Genomic DNA, 23,484 nt, shown 5'->3' with positions numbered 1-23,484 from the left:
AATGATTTCAGCCAAAAACCAAAGTTAAACTGAATATCAAAACCAACCAACCAACGAGAGCAACTAAAAATAAAGGACTTGCCATAGCTTTATTTTTCTTCGCGCCAGTTACGGAAAATATCCCAAAAAAGAACTCTAAAATTATTTCTATCATAACAAATACTTTAAACTAAGATATTAAAAACCAATAACTTGTTACAATAAAATTTTATAAAATGTCTCGTTCCATCCCCAACTTTGTCTCGGGTAAACCTCTTTTTGATACATCGCAGCTCTTATATTTGATTCATATCAAATTGCCCAGAGTTTGTAGTATGAACAGATTAACTTACCAGATAATTATTTTTATGTTAGTAGAATCGCTTTTATTATTATGGTCGACACCAGTAAGTGCGCAACAAAACAATCACATGAAAAAAAATATAAAATCTGGATATGCCCCGGTAAATGGGATTAAAATGTACTACGAAATTTATGGCGAGGGCCATATTCCACTAATATTAATACATGGAGGCGGTTCAACCATCGAAACATCTTTTAGCAATTTAATTCCTTTATTAGCTGATTATGGACAGATAATAGCAGTAGAACTTCAGGCGCATGGCAGAACAGGCGATAGAAATACAGCTGAGACTTTTGAGCAGGATGCTGATGATGTAGCTGCGTTAATAAAATACCTAAAGATAGAAAAGACCAATATTTTAGGCTTTAGCAATGGCGGAACTACAGCACTTCAGCTTGGGATCAGGTATCCAGAATTAGTAAATAAAATTGTCGCAATTTCTGCGGCTTATAAAAGAGATGGCTTTATTTCTGGTTTCTTTGAAGGCATGCAGCAGGCTTCGCTTGAAAATATGCCTGTTCCATTAAAAAAGGCTTACCTGGAAGTAAATCCAAATGAACAAGGACTGCAAAGCATGTTTGAAAAGGATAAAAACCGGATGATTAATTTCAAAGATTACAGCGATGATGCTCTTAAATCAATCAATGCTAAAACACTATTTATCGTTGCTGATAGAGATGTTATCACATTAGAACATACTTTAAAAATGTCGCAGCTCATTGCTAATGCGCAGTTAGCCGTTTTGCCGGGCGTGCATGGTTCCTGTATAGGTGAAGTTTGTACTGCTGTTATTAATAGTAAATTACCTGAAGCTACCGCAGTGTTAATTAAAGATTTCGTCAATCAATAACTTAAGATGACATCATCTTGTTCTTATAAATCAGTTTGAGCGACTTAAAATACCAACTCAACCTGATTTTACATTTATCGGATTAGTTGATTTTACAAATAATCTTTGTTCCTGTTACTCTGATCGTCAACAACAGTAGCATCGAGCAAATTTGCGGCATATTGCTGGCCCAATTGAAGCTTAGGAGCTACCTCAAGAAAATCTTCCAACTGCACTTAGATTATAGCGTTCACCATTAAAAAGTTACGTGACTAACTAATTGTTAATCATCGTTTAAATTATATTTGTTATGCAAAACAAGTTGTTAACCCAATGTTGATTTTGTATCCTTGAACCAAACCATAACTATTCCACATGATTAAAAAACTTTACGCATTAGCTGTGCTTACGCCCTTATTTGCCTGTGAACCCATGCATGCACAAACGGCTCCTGCTGGCGCACGAACACAATCTGCAACACCGGCAACAAGCATTTCTGGCTTTACCAAAGATTTCAAAAAACAGGAAGGCTATTTCAATTTCTACTATGATGAGAAATCGGGTAAAGTATTTTTGGAAATCGATGCCTTTGATAAAGATTTTCTTTATTTCAGTTCTTTAACTGATGGTGCTGGAAGAAACGCGGAGCGTGGTGGCGCCTCTACCAACGTTGCCCGTTTCATTAAGGTTGGCCCGAAAGTTTTTTTACTGGAACCAAATTTAGCTTATCGTGCCGGAAATGGTGATCCTGATGAGATTAAAACCGTTGAAGGTTCATTCGCGAAATCAGTTATCTGGGGCTTTACGCCTGTTGCGATAGAAGGCGAGAAGTTTTTAATTGACTTAACGCCTTTCATAATTCGTGATAGTCAGAATATTGGCGGCACCATCGGTGCACCTGCTTCTTCCGGAGGCGCAGGCGGTAGAGGCACAGCAAGCAGTGGCAGCACTTATCGCGTGGATGAAACACGTTCTGCTATATTTTTACCAAACACCAAAAATTTTCCCAAAAATACGGAGTTCGAGGCGATGCTTACTTTTACAGGCGGCGCGCCAAATGGGAGAGGAAATATAGCCCCCGATGCAAATGCGGTTACGGTTAGAATGCACCAGTCATTTGTAGAATTACCTGATGGCAATTTTAAGCAACGCAAATTCGATCCCCGTTCCAGTTATCAGTTATTTAGCTACACAGATTTTTCTGCACCAATGTCTGAGCCTTTAGTTAAGCGTTTTACACGCCGACATCGCTTAGAAAAAAAAGACCCAAATGCTAAAATGAGTGAGGCGGTAAAACCAATTGTTTATTACATCGATAGAGGTGCTCCTGCCCCAATTAAGAAAGCACTAATTGAAGGTGGCGCATTTTGGAACGAAGCTTTTGAAGCCGCCGGTTATAAAAATGCTTTTCAGGTTAAAGAACTGCCAGAAGGCGCTGATCCGATGGATATCCGATACAACGTTGTAAACTGGATTACGCGTGCCGGCAGTCCGAGGGCGTTTTCGTATGGCTCATCCTATAGCGATCCAAGAACAGGTGAAATCATTAAAGGCGTTGTAACTTTAGGTTCCGACCGCCATCGCCAGGATTATCTAATTGCCGAAGGTTTATTGCAACCCTACACTGATGGAAAACCTATAAGTAAAGTAATGGAAGAAATGGCTATAGCGCGTATAAGACAGTTATCGGCACATGAGATCGGCCATACGCTTGGTTTAAACCACAACTTTGCGGCTAGCCCGAAGGAACGTGCTTCAGTAATGGACTATCCTTTTCCACGTATTAAACAAAAAGCGGATGGCAGCATCGATTTATCTGATGCCTACGCAAAAGGTATTGGAAGCTGGGATAAAAGGGCAATTATGTGGGGATACAGCGATTTCCCAAAAGGCGCTGATGAAAATGCCGAGCTTGATAAGATTATGAACGAAACCTTGAAACTAGGTTTTCAATATATCCCAGACATTGGTGGGTATACCCATCCGAATGCAAACCAGTGGGAAGACGGTGAAAATACAATTATTGAATTGAACAGGCTGATGAAGATCCGCAGGCAGGTTTTAGATAATTTTTCTGAAAAGGCAATTGTAAAAGATGCGCCAATGGCTACACTGGAAGAAGTTTTAGTGCCTATTTACCTTTTACATCGCTATGAGATTGAAGCTGTTGCAAAAAACATTGGCGGATTATATTTTACTCACGCAGTTAAGAATGATGGACAAAAACCGACTAAAATGGTTGAGCCAGCAAAACAATGGGCGGCCTTTGATGCATTGCTTGCAACAGTGAGCCCGGAGACTTTAGCTTTACCGGAAAGTTTGATACAGAAAATCCCGCCCCGCCCATCAGGTTATCCGGCGTCGGCAGAAACCTTTAGCGGTTATACCGGACCAACATTCGACCCGATTGCCACTGCTGAAGCCGCAGCTAATGAGACCATTTCTTCCTTATTGAATCCTGAGCGTGCTTCGCGTTTAGTAGAATACAATTCACGCGATTCCGAGCAACCGGGGCTAATTGCTGTCGTTGAAAAACTTCTTTTAAAAACCTGGAAAGCTGAGCCGGTTTCTGGCTATAAAGGCCAGTTACAGGTTATGGTAAACAACCTTACCTTGAAATATTTACTGCAGTTGGCGGCAAATAGCCGCGCTTCTGAAAGCGTAAGAGGCGAGGCTTTGTTGGAAATCTCTGAATTAAAATCATGGATAAGCGGGAAATTGAATGCTGCAGCTTCAAAGCAAAAGGCAAATCTATTATATGGCTTGTCTCAGATTAAAGAATTTGAAGAATCACCTGCTAAATTCCAGCCAGAGCCAGCACAAGTGATGCCTCCGGGTGCCCCAATTGGTATGGGTGGAATGGATTTTATTGATGACTGGAAGTAGAAATAAGGTAAATTCTGAAAGCATCAATCGTAAGTGGTTGATGCTTTTTTTTATAATATTGAAGAAAAAATTACAAGCGAATTATTGAATGAGAGAACGTTTCTAAATTAAAATGAAATTATGTTGGCACATTCTATTGTTCTAAGTTTGTGCTAAACAAAACATAATATGTCTAAGACAAAACTTACAATTAACAATAACGGATCAGTTAAAATAGAGGGCGATTTTGAAATCGTAGATAGAAATGGAAATGAATATGGCTTGCAAGGAAGAACAGTTCTTTCGATTTGCAGGTGCGGATTATCTAAAAACAAACCGTTTTGCGATGGCGCACACAATGGTCATTTTGAGCATGAGGCCATTGCTTTCGACCTTCCTCCTAAAAAAGTTTAACAAAAAATGAACATCCTGTGCTTGTCTTTCGATAAACACAGGATGATTTATTGATATCTATTTATTCCGCGTCGTAAATGATTACCTTTTCAAATAACCCGCGGAATTCATCCAAAAAAGCCTTGTGGATTTCGTGAACCTGGTAAACGTCATGTGCGGCTAAATCTTCTAAAAACAAAGTCAAGCTGAAGGTATAAGTTGTATCTACAACTGCCCGATCAATTGGTGCAGGTGTTCCGATATGGAATGTTCTTACAACTTCAATATCTTCCAGACTTTCCAAACCTTTACGGAAAGCTGCTTTTTGTTCATCAGTGGTGTCGGCTTTAAGCCAGAATAAAACGTGGTGTGCTATCATAATATATTTTTTTCAAATATAATGATAAGCCAGATTCTAAAAATCAATCTAAGCGTAAACTCAGTTTATTTATTAATGAAGCATGACTGTACTTTCCGTAATGGATAAGTTTAAAAAGCTCAATAATTTTCACGGAACCTTTATTACTTTTCTGTGTTTTGATTTAATATTGTTAAAACACAACACGATGGCCAAAGACAAAAAGAAAGCAAGCAAGAAAAAAGAAGGTAAGAAAAAAGACAAGAAAAAAAAGAAAGGACTAAAGAAAAATAAGTTAGGAGTCAAAAATTCGCTGGTAAATAATATTAACGCCCGGAAGAAGAAAGGAAAATCAAGGTCGAAAAAGAAATCCAGGATTAGTAAAAAAGCCTACAAGAAAATGCAGAAAGGCTGGAAAAAATAAAAAATCTTTTCAATGTCAATATATTTTATTGATGAATACAGATTGTAATTTAGCGCTATATTTGTAAGGCAAACTTACAAGTTTGCCTTACAAATATGAGCACAGAAAAAAGTAATTCAATCGCTTCGGAACTTCGTCCGGTTTTAGCCCGGTTAAACCGAAAACTGCGTAAGCTGTCTCCCTCAAATACGGCTCTTTCTCAAACAGAACGTTCAATTTTAATCTTATTAGAACAACAGGATTATCTGCTTTCGGCAGAACTCGCGGTTTTGGAGAAAATTACACCTCAATCGATGGGTGCTTTGTTAAATCACCTTGCTGAGCTTAAACTAATTTATAAAACGGCATCTGAAGATGATAAGCGAAAAATTCATATTTCGCTATCGGCCGAAGGAAAAGAAATGCTTGAACAGGTAAGGCATGAACGGGATGAATGGCTAAGTAAGGCCATTGCAGAAGTTTGCACAGAACAAGAACAATTAATTTTAAAAGAAGCTATAGGTCCTTTAACAAAACTGGTTGATTTCTAAATCAGATGGCCTTGAATTATGAAAATCAGTACATTTAATGCATTTAAAAGTCGCAATTACCGGCTTTACTTTGGCGGACAATCCGTTTCACTAATTGGAACGTGGATGCAAAAAACAGCGGTCAGCTGGGTCGTTTACGAGCAAACAAACTCTAACTTCATGCTTGGTCTTACGCTTTTTGCGAGCCTATTTCCCTCATTTATTTTTTCCTTTATCGGAGGTGTTGCGTCTGACCGGTACGATAGATATAAACTCTTGCTTGTTACACAAATCGCATCAATGGTTCAGGCCATTTTAATGACCATTTTAATCTTCTCAAAGCATTATGAAATGTGGCAGATCATTGCCCTGAGTGCATTTCTAGGCCTGATAAATGCGTTCGATGTCCCGGCAAGGCAATCATTGGTTTATGAAATGGTTGATAACAAGGAAGATTTACCTAATGCTTTGGCTTTAAACTCATCAATGGTAAACTTATCCAGGTTAATTGGTCCTGGGTTAGCAGGTCTGGCTCTGGAGAAACTTGGTGATGATGTGTGTTTTGGCTTAAATGCGGTAAGTTTTATCGCTGTTATTGGTTCATTATTAATGATGAAATTACCAAAATATGTATCGAAACCGCATACGAAAAATATTATAGGTGAGTTAAAAGAGGGTTTTGCCTATATTAAAGAAACGCCGTCTATTGCTTACGTTTTAATTATGCTGGCCTTAATCAGCTTATTTGTATTGCCATTCAGTACATTGATTCCGGTTTATGCAAAAGATATTTTTCAGGGAACCGCATCAACATTTGGCGTGATAGATAGCGTTATCGGTTTAGGTGCTTTTTCTGGCGCAATATTTTTGGCTTCCTTAAAGCCTGGCAGGAACCTAAGGAAAATACTGGCCATAAATACTTTAATTTTTGGGGCAGGTTTGGCTTTGTTTTCTCATACTACTTCTTATCCCGTAGCATTAGTTTTCGCTACTATTTCTGGCTTTGGAATGATGTCGCAAATAACCATTAGCAATACCTTAATTCAAACCACCGTCGATCCAGATATGCGTGGGCGGGTAATTAGCTTTTATGCGATGGCTTTTTTCGGAATGCAGCCATTGGGTGGCTTGCTAATCGGAAGCATTTCACAATTAATTGGCACACAAAACACAGTGTTATTTCAAGGCACGATTGCTATTTTAATTGGTATTTTATCTTATAGAAGATTGTATAAAGGTGAAGTTAAAAACGTCAAACCGGTAAAACCTGTTAGTGAGCTCGTACTGGAGAAAATCTAAAAATGATGAAATTGTCAATTGAAGGCATTTGTGATCCCGCATATAACCGTGATTTCCGCAGATTGTTAATCAATATTCTGCGTTTATCTGGGAAATCTTCGGGAGAAAAATTACAGGTTAACTACCATTTTCGATTTATGGTAAGTGAAATAAGATAATGCCAATACCAGCAAAAAGACAATAGGTCCAACACGATTTGATATTGGATCACCGGAGGCCGTATGCGCGATAAAAGCAGAAACAAAAGTGATGACAAAACCGGCATAAGCCCATTCTTTAACATCGCTTTTAGTAGGTAACAAGAGAATTATAGCACCCAAAATCTTCGCTATGGCAAGTTCTATTCTAAAATAATCCGGAAAACCCAAATGCTGAAATCCCTGTTTGACCTCGGGATTAGCGAAGTATGAATAAGCCGAAAAAATCATCATCAGCGAAACTAATGTGGTTGATATCCAATACATAATGTTGATAGTTTTTGTTTTCATATCCTTTTTTTGCACAAACATATCCATATTTACTATCAAAAGAATACTACTTTCCCGAAGGATAGTAGTATCATTTGGGAAAGTGCTTACCTTTGAAAGATGGCATTTAGAAAAGAAAATCACACGAAAGAAAGTTGCAGCGTTAGTTTAAACGCAGTGAAGGATGCCCTTTATGTTTTAAATGGGAAGTGGAAATTGCCTTTAATACTTTCTCTACAAGATGGCCCTAAACGTTTTAATGAGATTCAGAAATCGTTGGGAGAAATTACGCCAAAAATTTTATCGAAAGAACTGAAAGACTTAGAATTAAATGAATTTGTGCAGCGCAAGGTATATTCAACTACTCCGGTTACGGTGACCTATGAATTAACTGAATATAGTGATTCACTGGATAAAGTTATCAACGAGTTGAGAGATTGGGGCATGCAACATCGCGAAAGACTCGTAATGCACAGGAAAAAAGGGGGCGTTTTGGAGAAAGTTGAAGCTTAGGTTCCTATACCTAAAGCGTTTAAGATTTAATTAAATAAGGATGCCTTATGTTTCATTGCATGAATCAATAGTTTAAATTTAATTCATCTAATCTTACGGACAAGACATATGAGATCCAACTACTGGTAATAGTAACAGGCTCTATTTTCTATTACCTAATTTGCAGTTCTCATAGTTAAAAACTAATATGGAATAAAGTTTAAATTCTGTATTTATATGATTATCTGTAATATCGGCTATCTTTGCACAAAATAAAAGCGATGGCGGTATTACATAGAAAAGAAGAAAAAATTCAGGCAGTGCTGGGTAGGCTGGCTAAAAAATATACAGACGAACAATTTGTGGAAATGTTTATTAAACTTTACTCTAAAGACTGGGGCAAAATTAAATCGGCTTATATTAAGCAATCTCAAGACAAAGAGCCGGGAACAATAATCAACATGCCTAAGCCAGAAGTTTATTTGAAACAGGTTTTAGCAAATTATTTGAACCAGGCAGATGCGCCAAAAGCAGCCGAGGTTAAAGAGGAAGTTATTGTAGGAACGCCTGTTGTTGAGGCTAAAAAAGCTAAAGCACCTGCAAAGAAAAAGGAAGTAGCTGCAACTGCTGAATCTAAAAAGAAAGCTCCGGCTAAAAAGAAGGCTGATGTTGCCGACGAAGCTGTTGCCGAAGTTAAAAAAGCAAAAGCACCTGCAAAGAAAAAAGCTGAAATTCCAGAAGAAGTTCCCGCAGTTGAAAAGAAAGCAAAGGCCGCAGCAAAAAAATAAAAAATATTTTCTGCCCGGTATAATAAATTACTTTTTTGGTTGTTTATATATCTGAGAGCGTTAATTTAGATGATGGGGATAGGTCGGTATGATTTATCCCCGTTTCTTTTTTGAGGGATTTATTAAAATAAAAAATAATTTAAGTTCAATATAATAAATCGCATTTTTGATTGTTTATATATCTGAGAGCGTTAATTTAGATGACGGGGATAGGTCGGTATGATTTATCCCCGTTTCTTTTTTGAGGGATCTTGACTAATTTCACCACCTTAGGCATCTAAGAAATGGATTAGGCTTATCTGAAGCAAGATATTATCCTATGCCCCCTTCAAAGAGCGAATGGACTTAATTATTATTAATAATATTCAACCTATTTAAATAATGATATTCAAAACTGAGGTAAACTAAGGTGTCTTAGGTGGTAAAATATTCAAAAAAAAGTCGCTAATTTCTTAGCGACTTACAATTAAACTAAGCTTAATCCTACTTTTCGATCATTTTATAATAACGAACGTAATCTACTTCCATTTTTTGTGGCCAGATGGAATCATCTATACCTTGTGCTCCTCCCCAATCGCCACCAACAGCAATATTTAAAAGAAGGTGAAACTTTTTATCGAATGGCCATACTTTGTAACCTGTTCCCTCATTCGCAAACTCAAAAACCTTAACATCGTCAAAGTAACCCCTAACAGCATAAGGTGTCCAATCAACACGATATAGATGAAAAGCGGTGCTTGCACCGTCGATTTTCTTAGTGATGGTTTTCTGGGTATTTATTTTGAAATAATAAGCCTCCGTATGCGTACTAAAATGTACATTATCCTGGTCGTACCCGACATGCTCCATGATATCGATTTCTCCTGACTTTGGCCAATCACCATAGGCTCTGTCTGTTGGCAACATCCAAATTGCAGGCCATGTTCCTTTTCCTGCCGGCAACTTTGCCTTAATTTCAAAGCGACCATAAAGCGCGTCCAATTTTCCCCTTGTTACCATGCGGGATGAAGTGTAGCCCATACCACCCATGCTTTCTTTTTTTGCTGTAATAGTTAAGAGTCCATTTGCTACGCTTGCATTGTTGGTCGTATTGGTATAGTATTCGAGCTCGTTATTTCCCCAACCACCACCGCCAGTATCGTAATCCCAATTAGATGACAATGCTGCACCCGTGTTCGTAAATTCATCTGCCCAGGCTGGTGTGGTTTCAAAACTCCAGTTTTTATCAACGGGTGTTGTAATAACCGGCGGCACATAAACCGGACCACCTTCATCGGTTCCTTTTGAACATCCGCTTATTCCCACTGCTAAAATTGCAAAAGCAGTTAAAATTTCCTTTTTTAAGTACTTCACTGAATCCCTCATTTTAAAAAATTTAATAGCAGTTTAGGACGAATCCCAAACTGCTGTTATTTACACTATTTAAACTCGAAATCGTCGATATAAAATATACCGGGATTTGGATGGCCTTCGCCACCTATTTGTACAACAATTTTATCGTATAATGTTTGGCTGGCAGAAGCTGAGTAATCAAACTCCAACTGAACCCAAGTATTGTATTGAGCTACAGTAATTGTTTTTACAATTTCTATTTGTGTTTGCCAGGCGTTACCACCTAATAAAGAATTTTGAAGCTTGACAGCAACAGTTGCCGGAGTTTTTGTAAAGTCATTTCCGCCGGGTAAGAAAACCTTTAGCCTGATTTTATTTTTTGCAGCCAAATCAAAACGATATGGCATCGTGATGTTGAGATTTCCATACTGACCATCGTTGCCTGTTCTTTTTTCGTAATAAGCTACTTTTGAAGAGGTATTTACAGGGAAACGGGCAGGGTTATCATAATTTCTGTTGAAATCCATATTTTCAGCAAGCCAAGCCATGCCAGTTGCACTTTGGAAATCATCAGATAAAATAGCAGCCTGAATTGGTTTTAAAACAGGAGGAACAACTGGTCTTACATATCCTTTCCTGATTAATTTCAAATACCAGGCATTACCTGCATTAGATTTATCAAGGCAACGTAACCACATTTCATCAGTTGTAAGCGATAAAATCTGATAAGAAGAAACACCTAAATAATAAGAAATAAAACCGTTGTTGCTTAGGTTGATGTATTTTACCCCATTAACATCGTTCAAAATCCATGTCAAGTTTGTTGGAGGTGTATAATTAACAGTCGGGTCGTTTGCTCCGGTCGGGCCACCAATTCCAGGCGCATTCGATGCATTGGCAAAGGTAGTTCCGTTATTTGCATAAGTATACTTTAGCGATGATGCGCCCATAGCAAAAGTCATTTCATCATCGTAAAAACCAAGGCCTGCTTTTTCATTCGGGCCAGCCTGATACCAGTCAGGCGCTTGCGAAGTATTTGGCCCAACACCTAAATGACCCGGTTGTGTTTGGTCGATAACCCAGGTTTTACCGGCAGCATTTGATAGACCACCTGAAAGCAAGGTGTAAGCCGGATCGCTCAACATACTTGTGTTGGTAGTTGCTATCGTAATGGTTTTGGTTGTTGAAACGGAACCGCCATCGGCCAATACCGTTAACTTAACGGTGTACGTTCCTGCAATTGGATAAGATGATTGTACATCATTTCCATCAGCGCTTGCGCCATTTCCGAAATCCCAGTGGGCATTAATTCCGTTGTAAAGACTTTTAAAGCTTACAATATTTGGATTAGCACTTGTTGGCATAGATGAAAACTGAATTTCTGCGGCTGTCGGTGGAACACCGATGTCTTTTGTGGTTTCGCTCTTTTTGCAGGAAACCATAATGCTAAGCATCAAACCCAGACTAAGCAAGATTGATACTTTTATTTTGTTTTTAAATAATTTCATGTCAGATGCTGATTAATTATAACCTGGATTTTGTTTAATACCACCTTTGGTAACTTCGATTTCGTTTAACGGAATTGGCAGATATTCGCTTTTGCCCGCTTTAAATCCCTGGGAACCTAAAACCGCGACAGCCTTACCCGTTCTAACTAAATCGAAGAAACGATGACCTTCGGTTGCTAATTCCAGTCTGCGTTCTGCATAAATATTATCGAGCGTAGCAGGAATGGAAGTTAAACCAACACGTGCCCTAACGGCATCCAGCAATTCTTTGGCGCGGGTTGCGCTACCACCACTTCTCAATAGTGCTTCCGCTTGCATTAAATATGTATCTGCTAAACGGATTTCGATCTCGTTAATCGGCCAGTTTTGTTCAGCAACACCACTCGCTGATCGGAATGCCTTTAAAGGCGCATATTTTTTTATGAAATAATCGGTGTTTTGGTAACGGGCATTGTAAGTTGCACCTCCCGCTTTTAATGCTGCACCATCAATAATTGTGGTTGCAAATCTAGGATCGTTCTTCATAACGTTAACCAAGTCGAGGGTCACCGGGCAGAAGCCCCAACCGCTGGAATAAGTATCACCATTGTAGCTATCCATACCGATAAACTGTGTTCCAACATTTCCTTCTCCACCATTTATATAACCCCAATCAGACCAGGCCGCATTGTTAGAATGAGGAATTTCCAGGATAGACTCTGCATGGAACTTATTAGCAGGGTTAAAAATATCTGCATAATTTGGTAACAATGAATAACCGTAAGGATTGTTAAGGCGGTTTATATCTTCAAATAAAGTAGCCGCTTCTACCATTTTCGCATTATCATTTTGGTATAGCAGAACTTTACCCAACTGCGCTTTTGCCGCACCCTGAGAAATCCTACCCTTTTCAGTTGTAGAAATCGTTGCGGGCAAACCCGGAATCGCCTCTCTTAAATCTTTCTCAATTTGAGCATAGATTTGAGCGGGTGAAGATTGAACCTGAGCGTAAAGCTCACTGGTTTCTAAAACTTTAGTAATTAATGGCACATTGCCGAACCACCTTACCAAATCAAAATAAAAGTAAGCTCTTAAAAATTTAGTCTCTGCGGTAACTCGGGTTTTAAAAGCAGCACTTAATGTTGTTGCCTTTTCGATCTTACTCAGGATCACGTTGGCACGGTTGATACCTGTGAAGTTTTTATTCCATAAACCAACTTGCGGACCAAGACTTGAGTTCATGTTAAAGTTATCATAAGCAACCCAGTTTGGCTGATCGGAAGCATTACTGCCGCCGGCGAAACAATCATCAGATGCGGCACTTAATAAAGGCATCTTCATGGTATAACCACCAGTTGTACCCCACTGCGTAACGTCATACACGGCAATTACGCCTTGCATAACTTCGGTTTCATTTTTATAAAAGTTATCTTCAAGAGCTGTTCCACGTGGCGTTAGCTCTAAATAATCCTTCTTACACGAAACAAAAACAACCATAACAGCAACTATTGCCATCAGGCTTTTAAGATTTTTATTGTTCATCTTTTCAATAATTAAAAACCAACATTTAAACCGGCAAAGAAAGTTCTTGCCTGCGGATAGAAACCACGGTCGACACCATAACTTCCGCCACCAATTTCCGGGTCATAACCTGTATATTTTGTAAATGTTACCAGGTTATTCGCCATTACATAAAATCTAACTTTATCCAAACCAGCTTTGGCAACCAATTTTTTAGGAAGCGAATAGCCTACCTGTAAAGTTTTGATTCTAAAGTATGAACCACTTTCAAGGAAAATACTCGAAACACGGCTGTAGTTCTGGTTACTGTCATCCAGTGTTACCCTCGGAATGGTATTGCTTGTTCCCTCACCCGTCCACCGGTTTAAAATAGCAGTGGTATAATTTGCGGTTGGCAAGTCAAATCTTCTTAATGCATTAAAAATCTGATTGCCGGCAACGCCCTGACCGAGAACAACTAAATCAAAACCTTTGTAAGCAAGGTTAACTGTCATACCGTAAGTGAAATCAGGCGTTGGGTTACCAATGATTTCTCTGTCGTCGTTATTAATCTGACCGTCGCCATTTAAGTCAATAAACTTGATATCACCTGGTTTTGCATTTGGTTGTATAAGTGCGCCCGATTGACTTTTATAGTTATTGATTTGAGTTTGATTCTGGAATAAGCCATCGCTTCTGTAACCATAAAAGGAACCAATTGCGTTGCCAACTTTAGTACGGGTAATTTCCAAAGCCTGAGGCGTAACCGTTTGGCCGCCAAGATATTCTTTATCATCACCTAAGAAATCAATATTGTTTTTAACAAAGGCACCGTTTGCGTTAACTCTCAAAGAGAATTCGCCGATTCTTTTCGTATAACCTAACTCCAATTCGAAACCTTTATTGGATAAATCGGCAATGTTACCAATCGGACCAGCGTTGCCAACGTAACCAGGTACGGCAATTTGAAGCAACATACCGGTTGTCTTTTTCTTGTACCAATCGGCAGTTAAAGTAAAGTTGCCGAAAAGGTTCATATCTACACCGATATCTGTTGATGATGTTTGTTCCCATTTCAAATCAGGATTTGATAAAGCATCCGGACTTACACCGTTATTTAAACCTGCAGACGTGCCTAAAGTATAATTTCTACCACCGCTAACGGTAGATAAATACCTGAAATCGCCTATGTTGTCATTACCTACTACTCCATAAGAACCTCTGAATTTAACGAAAGTTACATAGTTGTTTTTAGGAAAAAAATCTTCTCTACTTGCAACCCAACCAATCGATGCTGATGGGAAATAACCGAACTTATTATTTGGACCAAAACGTGAAGAACCATCTCTGCGGATAATACCCGTTAAAAGGTATTTTTCATCGTAGTTATAAGTTAAACGTGCGAAAGCGGAGTTCAGCGTATTCAAATATTCCCCACCGTAAAATACATCATTTGCTCTTGAAACCGGGAATTGTAATGAAGCATCTCTGATATTGCTTACCGGAATACCATCTTTTGTCCCGCCTTGGGTTTCACCCCTGTTTTTCTGGAACGAATAACCGATTAAACCGGTAACGTTATGCTTATCAATTTGCTTGCTATAACTGATTGTATTCTCTAATGAATAAAAAAGGCCACGGTTTGAGCTTCTGTTATAAGAAGTAATTGTTGTCTGATTAATGGAGTTCAAATAGTAAATCGGGGTGAAACCTTCACTTCCCCAGAAAGCTAAATCTACGCCTCCTTGTGATCTTATTTTTAAACCTTTAATAATTTCTGCTTCAACAAAAGCATTTGCCACCACTTTATCCGACCAGCCGTTACCTTGTGCAACTTGCAAAGCAGCCACCGGGTTTAAAATTTCTGATTGGGCATATTGTGAAATTCCGTACGGAAAACCAGCTTCGTTTCTTACAATAGGATTACCTATATATGGTGCAGCACCATATTTTGCAGGATCTGTTTCAACAATTGGTGTAATTGGGTCGATGTTAATCGCCCTGTTTAATGGCGAACCATATTCTGTATTGGTACCAACCCCAACAGAGTTTGTACGGGTATAACCAATTGTTTGACCGAATTTAATTGCCTTAGTTAACTGGTGCTCCGAATTGAAACGAGCTGTAAATCTTTTGTATTGAGAATTACTTGTCGCAACGATACCTTCCTGGTCGAAATACCCGAATGAGCTGTAGTAGGTAGACTTTTCACCGCCTCCGCTAATACTTAATTCGTGATTTTGAATTCTTGCATCGTTATTAAAAACAGCGGCCTGCCAATCTGTTCCCACACCATACTGTGAAGGGTTTGGAAATCTTGGCGTAGTTAAACCTGGCGTTTTTGCATACTCCGCTTCATTATAAATAGTAGCGTATTGTGTCGCATTTAACAAATCTAACTTTCTTGATGGTGCTTGAGTTCCTAAATAAGTATTGTAATTGACAGCCATTCTGCCATTCCGACTTCCTTTTTTTGTGGTAATGATGATTACACCATTAGCCGCCCTGGCACCATAAATGGCACCGGATGCCGCATCTTTTAAAACTTCGATGGATTCGATATCCGCCTGGTTAAGGTAATCGATACCACCTCCAACCTGCACACCATCAACAATATACAAGGCCTCACTATTGTTTATTGAAGTTGTACCGCGAATACGCAAGGTTGCGCCTTCACCCGGCTGACCAGAAGATGTTGTGATGGTTAAACCAGAAGTACGGCCTTGTAAAGATTGCTCAACACGAACTACAGGCATATTTTCTAAATCTGTTCCTTTTACCTGAGATATTGCGCCAGTTACCACACTTTTCTTTTGTGTACCGTAACCAATTACAACAGCATCCGCAAGTACACCTGCTTGTGGTGCCATTTGAATCGTTAAATCTCCGGATGTTGCGGAAACTTCTTTATTCTCATAACCAATATAAGTAACAACGATGACCGCATTTTCTTCTACTGTTTTTAAAAGAAATGCTCCGTTCACATCGGTAATTGTTCCTTGGTTTGTTCCCTTGACTTTTACACTTGCACCAATTAACGGCGCACCCGTCTCATCAACAACTTTACCCCTGATATCAGCGTAAGCACGTAATAACAAAGGAGAACCATCTATTGACTTCCGATGAATGATAATCGTATTATTTTTAATTGTGTAATCAAGAGGCTGTTCGCTAAAAATTTGTCTCAAAGCCTCTTTGATATCAATGTTCTTTACATCAATGGTTACCGGTCTGGCCTCTTTTAAAAGCTCGGAATTGTATAAAAAGCTATAACCAACACTTTTGTTCAGTTTTCGAAAAACACTGAGTAAGGTTTTGTTTTTTTCTGAGAGGGTTATATTTTGTGCTTTGGCAGCGTAACTTATTTGAAGAAACGTGGTGATTAATAAGACAAAAGTCAATTTCATAATCAACAATAATTTAGATAGTCGGCCCTTAGGATTGGGCAACCATTCAGTATAAAAATTCATATATTTGGTTATTAGGTTTAGAATAGTTGTATCTCACAATTTTACGATTTAGAATAAGCCTTAATTTGCGCCGGGAGCGTTGCCGCGCTTCCGGTTTTTTTTAGCCATGCTTTATTCTAAAATCATCGTAACCGATGATGGAAAGTATACGTTAAGGCATAACTAAAATCCTCCTTTCTTCAATTTTGAAATGGACATCGCCTGTGGCCTGTAAGGTTTCTAAAACTTCGTTTACACTATTAAATCTAGAAATTCTACCACCAAAAAGCTTATCCATTTTCGCGCCGCGATAGGTGATATCTACATTGTACCAACGGGAAATTTTATTCATTATAGTTTGTAAATTCTCATCGTTAAAACTGAAAAAACCATCTTTCCAGGTTATTGCATCTTCCGCATCAACATTGCGCACTAGAACAGATGGCGATGAAGCCGAAATAACCGATTGCTGTCCTGGTTTTAATATACCGGATGCCAGGGAATTCAAATTCAGGATGCGAACTTTTCCCTCTAATAAAGTTGTTTTGTTATTTGGTTCATCGTGGTAAGCATTGATGTTAAAATGCGTACCTAAAACCTCAACCTGCTGGTTTCTGCCATCACCAATTTCACTGTTAACTTTAAACGGAACACGACCGCCATTCCCGTCTAATAACTTTGCTACCTCGAAATAAGCTTCGCCTTTCAATTCCACCATCCTTCCATCACTATTAAAAGCTGTTGGATATTTTAAAGAGGATTCAGCGTTTAGCCAGACTTTTGTGCCGTCGGGCAAATTGATTTGATATTGCCCGCCACGTGGCGTTTCAATTGTATTGTATAAATTTTTAGTCTTTGCTACCGTTGGAGAAACAATGGTATAAATAATTTCACCGTTTTTTGTTTTTGTAATGTTGATACCGGCCTGCTCGGCGATAACGCCATTGGTCGCATCCGTAAGCGAAATTTTAGAGCCATCAGCTAAAGTTAACGTTGCTTTATTAGTTCCCGGCTTAATAATTTCAAGTTTACTTTTAGTTAAGCTTTTATCTATAAATTGCTTTTCGATTTTATTGTTTATAATGAAGCCAATAAAAAATAATATTACTGCCGCTGCTGCTACCTTTAGCCAGGTTATATAATTTGTTTTTGGTTTTAGTTCCGTTTGCTCTTCAATAGCTTGCCAGATTTGGTTTTTAGCATCAATGATATCTTGCTGTTTTAAATCAGATTTTTTCTCTGACAGCTCAAAAAGATGCCACGATTCAACCAGCACTTTTTCCTGCTTAGTACAAAGTCCATCTCTGTATTTTTCTAAAAGTTTTTCAACTTCAGCTTTATTCATCACTGTAATATATTTGGCTAATTAAATACATGTAGGATAACTGAAGCCCAGGTAGTAGATGAAAGAAAAATATTTTTTTTTAAATTCGGTTAAAAAGCTTAATCTATAATTTATTCAAGGTCAGGACTTATCAAATTATCTGGTTGAATTTGCTATTTCTATCTGGAAGCGCAGGATTTTTGCACAAAACCAAATTTGTTCCCGTTTTACGCTTTACTCCGCAAAACAGCCTAAATGGCTGTTGCTTCGTGTTCGCTGCAACCGGGGCTAAATTGCAAATGCGGTATTCTATTTTAACGGTATGCTGGGTGCACAAACCTCGGTTTTTAAACCTGATAGAGCGGAATAGCCCGCAGCGTAGCGAGGACTATGAGCGATAGCAGGACTGCCTGCTGCCAAAAGCAATACCTTTCATTTTCAAATCACTTTTGAACATTTCAAACTAAATGCTTTCGAAAACTTTAAAAAGGCTTACCGGCATTTTTAATAAACAAAAGAATTTTTAGCGAATGAACAGAATAATTGCAATTGAAATGAAAGATGTAAGCTTCAATCGAAGTACCTTCAAAGCATTACTCATTTGTTTTTTCACTGTTTTATCCGAAAGATGAAGTATTTCGGCAATTTCCTTTTGAGATAAATGCTGCCGGCGACTCATTTCAAATATCTGCCTCATTTTCGCAGGCAATAAGCTAACTTCTTTTTCAATTATTGATGCGAACTCTTTTTCCCGGATGTAATCATCAGTGATGCAATCACCTGTCTCGGAAAAATGTTCTAATGACAATAAATAATTTGATTTCGATTTATTCTTATCAATCCAATCGAATACTTTATACCTTACCGCCGTGTATAAGTAAGCTGATAACTGAGATTTGATTTTAATATTGAGATTGCTCCATAGGTAAACGAAAATTTCCTGAACGATATCCCTTGCATCCTCTTTATCCGTAACCAATTTACACGCATAAATGTATAACAAACCATTAAAGCGTTCGTATATTTCTTCGAAAGCATATTTGTCCCCAACCTGGGTAAGATCGAAAAGTTCGTTATCAGTTAATGATTTATAGTGAGACATTTGGTTAGAATGATTAAACGAATGTAAGAATTAGTTTAAGTAAAATCCTAACAAAATTTCGCATCAAGCATTTATTTAAAACGTTTTAATAACGCTTATTCATGCTTTTCACACGGTTTTGTAAACTTAAATTTAATCATTGGTATATCGGGAAAAGTCGATATATATTTGCTTCATGGATCAAGTAGAAATATTTAAGGCTTTATCAAATAAAACCCGTTTACAGATTTTGAACTGGCTTAAAGAACCTGCTCTAAACTTCCCCGATCAGCCAAATGCCGATTTCGAAAATGTTGGTGTTTGCGTTGGGCAAATCCAAAACAAAGCAGGTTTATCTCAAAGTACAATTTCCGAATACCTGTCCATTCTGCAGCGTGCGGATTTAGTTTCCTCAACCCGTGTTGGGCAGTGGACTTACTACAAACGCAATAAAGAAGGTATAAAACAATTAAGTAAAATCATTAATTCAGAATTATAATTAAAAAATATGAACACAGACAGCTTATTCAGACCATTTAATCTGAAAACATTAAATACAAAAAATAGAATTGTAATGGCCCCCATGACGCGTTCCTTTTCACCGGATGGCGTTCCAACAGCTGATGTTGCTAAGTACTACGCAAAAAGAGCTGCAGGTGAAGTCGGCTTAATTTTATCAGAGGGAACGGTAATTAACCGGCCTTCGTCCTCTGCCGACCCAAATATCCCACATTTTTATGGCGAAAAAGCGTTGGCAGGTTGGCAGGATGTAATTAATGGTGTTCACACAAACGGTGGCCAGATGGGTCCGCAAATCTGGCACCAGGGCATTCATGCAAATCACGCATCGGGTTGGGTGCCGAGCACACCTTTTGAAGGTCCTTCGAGTTTCAACAGTCCAGGCTTTGAAAACGGTGTTGCCATGACAGATGCTGCAATTGCAGATACCATTGCTGCATTTGGCCAGGCGGCTGCAGATGCAAAAGCGCTAGGTTTTGATACCGTTGAAATTCATGGTGCTCACCAATATTTAATCGACCAGTTTTTCTGGGATGCAACTAATAACCGCACAGACATCTGGGGAGGTAAAACTTTGGCAGAACGTACACGATTCGCTGTTGAAGTAATTAAAGAAATCAGAAAAAGAGTTGGTGAAGATTTCGCGTTAATTATCCGGTTGTCGCAATTTAAACCTGCTGCATACGATTTCAAATTAGCAAAAAATGAAAACGAAATGGAACAATGGTTAGCACCAATGGTTGATGCTGGAATCGATATTTTCCACTGCTCACAACGTCGTTTCTGGGAACCGGAATTTGAAGGTTCTGACTTAAACTTCGCTGGATGGGCTAAAAAAATTACAGGCAAAGCAACAATTTCTGTGGGTTCCGTTGGCTTAGATGGCGATTTCTTTGGCGCATTTGCAGGCCAAAGTTCTCAACCAAGTTCCTTAGATGAATTGGTTCGCAGAATGGATAGAGGCGACTTCGATTTAGTTGCAGTTGGCCGGCCGCTTTTATCTGATCCGCAATGGGTTGAAAAAATTAAAGCCAACCGGACCGATGAATTGAAAGGCTTTACCAAAGAAGCACTCGCAGAATTGGTTTAAAGTACGTAAAAACTTTAAGGCATCTCGGAAGGGATGCCTTTTTTATGGACTTTCGTCGTCCGATTGCTATCGGATGCGAGGTACGAAGCAATCTATCTTGCAATTAAGATTGCGCCATGCAATGACGAATTGATATAGTTTTTTTTTAAATTCACCTCATAAAATAGGAAATCCGATGTCGAACATTAAATTGATTATAGATGAACGTCCGGCCAACATTGGCAACTTTATGGTTGGCAGGTTATTACCGTTCAGGGAAAAGCGGATGGTTGGGCCGTTTTCATTTATCGACCATATGGGGCCGGCTGCAATGAGCGATCACGAGAACCTCGATGTTCCGCCGCATCCACATATTGGATTGTCTACACTAACTTTTTTGTTTGAGGGCGAAATCACGCATAAAGATTCTCTTGGTAATCATGTAGTCATAAAACCAGGTCAGGTAAACTGGATGACATCCGGTAAGGGAATTGTTCATTCGGAAAGAACGCCTGAGCACTTAAGGCATACTGATAAAATGCTTCATGGTTTACAAATCTGGGTTGCTTTGCCAAAGGCTTTGGAAAAAATGGAACCGGAGTTTTTCCATGTCGAGGAAAAAGACATCCCGCATTGGGAGGAAAATGGGTTGAAGTTTAAATTAATTGCTGGCGAAGCCTTTGGTAAAAAATCTGCTGTTCCAGTTTACAGTCCGCTGTATTTTATCGAAATAAAAAGTTCGGCAAGACAAAAAGTAAATATTGGCAATGATTTGTTCGGGGAAAGTGCATTATATATTTTAGACGGGGCTATTGAAAGTGAAGGCAACATTTTTGAGCCAAAACATATTCTTATCGCCAACAATTCAAAGTTATGTGAATTTGAAATGCATGAAAACTCAACGGTTTACATTTTTGGCGGCGAACCTTTCCCTGAAGAACGTTTCATGTACTGGAATTTTGTTGCTACTGATAAGGCTTTTATAGAAGAGGCCAAAACGAAATGGCTAAATCAAAGTTATAAACTGGTTCCCGGCGAAACAGATTTCGTTCCGCTTCCCATGCAAAGCATCCGATAGCCTAATTCGACTTTCTAAACAAATTCATATTGACCGAAACGGCAACGCCGGTTGACGACAATTTTGAGTTGCCATAACCAATATCCGTCAGTGGAATTTTCATAAACGGGCGGGCGCTAATGCTTAGTTTACTGCTTATTTTGTGTTGAAATTCTACACCAACATTTGCTATGCCCAGGTAATGCTGGTTTTGATTTTTAACTTCGTAATCAGCGGGCCCCGGATAAGCAGAATTATAAGTATAGCTGTATTTTTCTTTAAGCATTAAATAGCTCGATAACCCTGTACTAACGGACAAAGAATTTTTTCTTCCATCAAATATTTTATAATTAAGGTTAAGTGGAATGTCCAACACATCACAATTAGCATGTACATTCGTCGGTTCAGTTCTAAAAACGTATGATGAATTTGGCTTATAAAGACTGAAATCAGATTCATAAATCTTTTTGCCATAAGCGGCTCCGGTTGTTATACTTAATCTTTTTGTAAGCGAAAAAGTAAGTTCAGCGCCGAAACTGCCACTTAAATTACTTTGTCCGGAATGGTTTACGGATGTTAAATCAGGCCCAGCCAGTACACTCAAAACAAATCTTGGTCGGTTACCCGATGTTTTCACGCTAACTTTATTTCTCGGCTTAGCGGGCTCAATTAAAATGTTCGTTCTTCCAATAAATTCAGCAATCTGATTTGAGTATGATGTAAGAGGTAGATTGCTCGATGAAATCGTATTCATTAACAAATTATTAGTCACTAAAAGAGTTCTTAAATTTGGATTTGATAGATTTTCAGTCTTTGCCAGGTTTTCATAACCAGGGTTTTTAGCTATTGATTTAATTGCATCCACTAAAATCTGTTTACCTTCAATTAAACCTTTATTTTTTTCGATGGTTAGCCCTTTTTGATTTTCAACTTGAACTTTATCATCCGCATTATGCTCATTGTTTTTTTCTACTTTCTTCCTTACAGTAAGGCCTGGATTTGATTTTTCATCATCAGGTTTAATTACAAAAAATACAATTAATAACATTGCCGCCAGGCCACTTAATGCAGCCCACCACGTTACAGGTGTTATTCTGCGTTTTTGTTTTGGGTGCAAGCGTTCCTCCATCGCCTGCCAATGTGCATCGTTGAAAGGTATATCCGGCTGCTCCAATCCTGCTCTGAATAATTTATCTATATCGTTACCCTTTTTCATTTTGTGTTCGTATTAAAATTCACCTGCACAGCGTTTGCATCAAATACAACCATTTTCCGCTCGTAAGGATGTAATACAGGCGCTTTAAGCATTTCCTGAAGTTTTTGCCTGGCTTTAAATAAATTAGATTTTGATGTTCCGACAGAAATAGACAGCATTTCCGAAATTTCCTCGTGTGAGTAACCATCTATCGCAAAAAGGTTAAAAACTGTACGGTAGGCAGGCGTTAATTTTTGTACTAATGCAAGTAAATCTTCATAGGCAAGTTTTGCATAAACAGATTGTTCCTGAGCAATTTCATTGTAATCAGAAATATCTGCATGTTCAGAAAACTTTAAGTTAGCCCGGTAATAGTCGATTGCCGTATTGGTGATGATGCGCCCAAGCCAAGCCTTGAATGATTTGTCTTTTTCAAATTTGTCAATATTTTTGAAAACCTTGAAAAAGCCATCGTTTAATATTCCTGCTGCATCCAAACGATTACTTGCATAACGCAAACAAATGCCCATAGCAAAGCCATAGAAATGTTTGTAAAGCGCTTTTTGACCTTCCTGTTCATTTCTAATACAGCTGTTAATATAACTTTCTAAAGCTTGTTCACCATTGCGACTTGGGATCACTAATTCTCCTTTCTAAATCACCATACGGAATAAAAAAACAAAAGGTTGCCTTAAATAAATATT

Annotated in this window: 22 protein-coding genes; 11 read left to right on the top strand and 11 right to left on the bottom strand. The window is 38.5% G+C overall.

Translation table 11 applies throughout. From position 1 onward, the window contains the following. Nucleotides 1-7 precede the first annotated feature (7 nt). Nucleotides 8-154 (bottom strand): hypothetical protein, encoded by a 147-nt coding sequence (locus tag ASF92_RS21140; RefSeq protein ID WP_197413217.1) that lies wholly within the window; start codon nucleotides 152-154, stop codon nucleotides 8-10. 256 nt (nucleotides 155-410) lie between these two features. Between ASF92_RS21140 and ASF92_RS03115 the strand changes: the two genes are divergently transcribed. The 3 genes from ASF92_RS03115 to ASF92_RS03105 all read left to right on the top strand — a co-directional run bounded on the left by ASF92_RS03115 (nucleotide 411) and on the right by ASF92_RS03105 (nucleotide 4,451). After that, on the top strand, nucleotides 411-1,193 hold the full coding sequence (locus tag ASF92_RS03115; RefSeq protein ID WP_056089119.1) for an alpha/beta fold hydrolase: 783 nt from the start codon (nucleotides 411-413) through the stop codon (nucleotides 1,191-1,193). Between the two features lie 354 nt (nucleotides 1,194-1,547). Continuing rightward, nucleotides 1,548-4,058: a zinc-dependent metalloprotease gene (locus ASF92_RS03110; RefSeq protein WP_056087625.1), complete on the top strand. Its 2,511-nt coding sequence runs from the start codon at nucleotides 1,548-1,550 to the stop codon at nucleotides 4,056-4,058. Nucleotides 4,059-4,226: 168 nt separating this feature from the next. Continuing rightward, nucleotides 4,227-4,451, top strand: coding sequence for a CDGSH iron-sulfur domain-containing protein (locus tag ASF92_RS03105; RefSeq protein WP_056087622.1), 225 nt, complete (start codon nucleotides 4,227-4,229; stop codon nucleotides 4,449-4,451). 61 nt (nucleotides 4,452-4,512) lie between these two features. Here the strand turns inward: ASF92_RS03105 and ASF92_RS03100 are convergent, their stop codons facing one another. Then, nucleotides 4,513-4,809: a Dabb family protein gene (locus ASF92_RS03100; RefSeq protein WP_056087619.1), complete on the bottom strand. Its 297-nt coding sequence runs from the start codon at nucleotides 4,807-4,809 to the stop codon at nucleotides 4,513-4,515. Nucleotides 4,810-4,891: 82 nt separating this feature from the next. Here ASF92_RS03100 and ASF92_RS03095 point away from each other — a divergent pair, with 82 nt between their 5' ends. The 3 genes from ASF92_RS03095 to ASF92_RS03085 all read left to right on the top strand — a co-directional run bounded on the left by ASF92_RS03095 (nucleotide 4,892) and on the right by ASF92_RS03085 (nucleotide 7,020). Further along, nucleotides 4,892-5,212: a hypothetical protein gene (locus ASF92_RS03095; protein ID WP_231729728.1), complete on the top strand. Its 321-nt coding sequence runs from the start codon at nucleotides 4,892-4,894 to the stop codon at nucleotides 5,210-5,212. 95 nt (nucleotides 5,213-5,307) lie between these two features. Further along, nucleotides 5,308-5,742, top strand: a complete 435-nt coding sequence (locus ASF92_RS03090) for a MarR family winged helix-turn-helix transcriptional regulator (protein ID WP_056087615.1) — start codon at nucleotides 5,308-5,310, stop codon at nucleotides 5,740-5,742. Between the two features lie 18 nt (nucleotides 5,743-5,760). Then, the gene (locus tag ASF92_RS03085) at nucleotides 5,761-7,020 is read left to right on the top strand and encodes an MFS transporter (RefSeq protein WP_056087612.1); all 1,260 of its coding nucleotides are present in this window, start codon (nucleotides 5,761-5,763) and stop codon (nucleotides 7,018-7,020) included. Between the two features lie 110 nt (nucleotides 7,021-7,130). On the opposite strand, the gene ASF92_RS03080 is transcribed toward ASF92_RS03085, so the two are convergent. Then, nucleotides 7,131-7,508: a DoxX family protein gene (locus ASF92_RS03080; RefSeq protein WP_056089112.1), complete on the bottom strand. Its 378-nt coding sequence runs from the start codon at nucleotides 7,506-7,508 to the stop codon at nucleotides 7,131-7,133. A 99-nt stretch (nucleotides 7,509-7,607) separates the two neighbouring features. On the opposite strand from ASF92_RS03080, the gene ASF92_RS03075 reads away from it, so the two are divergent. Then, the gene (locus ASF92_RS03075) at nucleotides 7,608-8,000 is read left to right on the top strand and encodes a helix-turn-helix domain-containing protein (protein ID WP_056087610.1); all 393 of its coding nucleotides are present in this window, start codon (nucleotides 7,608-7,610) and stop codon (nucleotides 7,998-8,000) included. 260 nt (nucleotides 8,001-8,260) lie between these two features. After that, complete coding sequence (locus ASF92_RS21135; RefSeq protein WP_197413216.1) at nucleotides 8,261-8,767, top strand: hypothetical protein; 507 nt, start codon at nucleotides 8,261-8,263, stop codon at nucleotides 8,765-8,767. Between the two features lie 483 nt (nucleotides 8,768-9,250). Here ASF92_RS21135 and ASF92_RS03065 read toward each other — a convergent pair whose 3' ends face one another. The 6 genes from ASF92_RS03065 to ASF92_RS03040 all read right to left on the bottom strand — a co-directional run bounded on the left by ASF92_RS03065 (nucleotide 9,251) and on the right by ASF92_RS03040 (nucleotide 18,961). Further along, complete coding sequence (locus tag ASF92_RS03065) at nucleotides 9,251-10,120, bottom strand: family 16 glycosylhydrolase (RefSeq protein WP_231729727.1); 870 nt, start codon at nucleotides 10,118-10,120, stop codon at nucleotides 9,251-9,253. 65 nt (nucleotides 10,121-10,185) lie between these two features. Then, on the bottom strand, nucleotides 10,186-11,607 hold the full coding sequence (locus ASF92_RS03060; RefSeq protein ID WP_157263690.1) for a PKD domain-containing protein: 1,422 nt from the start codon (nucleotides 11,605-11,607) through the stop codon (nucleotides 10,186-10,188). A gap of 12 nt (nucleotides 11,608-11,619) precedes the next feature. After that, nucleotides 11,620-13,128, bottom strand: coding sequence for a RagB/SusD family nutrient uptake outer membrane protein (locus ASF92_RS03055; RefSeq protein ID WP_056087599.1), 1,509 nt, complete (start codon nucleotides 13,126-13,128; stop codon nucleotides 11,620-11,622). Between the two features lie 11 nt (nucleotides 13,129-13,139). Then, entirely contained in the window at nucleotides 13,140-16,493 is a 3,354-nt protein-coding gene (locus ASF92_RS03050; RefSeq protein ID WP_231729726.1) for a TonB-dependent receptor, read from the bottom strand. A gap of 214 nt (nucleotides 16,494-16,707) precedes the next feature. After that, the gene (locus ASF92_RS03045) at nucleotides 16,708-17,880 is read right to left on the bottom strand and encodes a FecR family protein (RefSeq protein ID WP_056087596.1); all 1,173 of its coding nucleotides are present in this window, start codon (nucleotides 17,878-17,880) and stop codon (nucleotides 16,708-16,710) included. 502 nt (nucleotides 17,881-18,382) lie between these two features. Beyond that, nucleotides 18,383-18,961, bottom strand: coding sequence for an RNA polymerase sigma factor (locus ASF92_RS03040; RefSeq protein WP_056087594.1), 579 nt, complete (start codon nucleotides 18,959-18,961; stop codon nucleotides 18,383-18,385). A gap of 175 nt (nucleotides 18,962-19,136) precedes the next feature. Here ASF92_RS03040 and ASF92_RS03035 point away from each other — a divergent pair, with 175 nt between their 5' ends. From ASF92_RS03035 to ASF92_RS03025, 3 genes are all read left to right on the top strand, one after another. Beyond that, on the top strand, nucleotides 19,137-19,439 hold the full coding sequence (locus ASF92_RS03035) for a helix-turn-helix transcriptional regulator (RefSeq protein ID WP_056087591.1): 303 nt from the start codon (nucleotides 19,137-19,139) through the stop codon (nucleotides 19,437-19,439). 9 nt (nucleotides 19,440-19,448) lie between these two features. Next, entirely contained in the window at nucleotides 19,449-20,549 is a 1,101-nt protein-coding gene (locus tag ASF92_RS03030; RefSeq protein ID WP_056087588.1) for an NADH:flavin oxidoreductase, read from the top strand. 175 nt (nucleotides 20,550-20,724) lie between these two features. Next, nucleotides 20,725-21,606, top strand: a complete 882-nt coding sequence (locus ASF92_RS03025; RefSeq protein ID WP_056087585.1) for a pirin family protein — start codon at nucleotides 20,725-20,727, stop codon at nucleotides 21,604-21,606. 1 nt (nucleotide 21,607) lies between these two features. On the opposite strand, the gene ASF92_RS03020 is transcribed toward ASF92_RS03025, so the two are convergent. Both ASF92_RS03020 and ASF92_RS03015 read right to left on the bottom strand, forming a co-directional pair. Continuing rightward, on the bottom strand, nucleotides 21,608-22,801 hold the full coding sequence (locus ASF92_RS03020) for an outer membrane beta-barrel protein (protein WP_056087583.1): 1,194 nt from the start codon (nucleotides 22,799-22,801) through the stop codon (nucleotides 21,608-21,610). Further along, nucleotides 22,798-23,421 carry an RNA polymerase sigma factor gene (locus ASF92_RS03015; RefSeq protein WP_231729725.1) on the bottom strand — a complete coding sequence of 208 codons (624 nt, stop codon included), beginning with the start codon at nucleotides 23,419-23,421 and terminating at the stop codon, nucleotides 22,798-22,800. Before ASF92_RS03015 ends, ASF92_RS03020 begins: the two co-directional genes overlap by 4 nt. Nucleotides 23,422-23,484: the final 63 nt, after the last annotated feature.

This window comes from Pedobacter sp. Leaf176 (assembly GCF_001424305.1).
Classification (GTDB): domain Bacteria; phylum Bacteroidota; class Bacteroidia; order Sphingobacteriales; family Sphingobacteriaceae; genus Pedobacter.
Note: the sequence above shows the minus strand (reverse complement) of the source record. Positions and strands in the feature narration are given on the sequence as shown.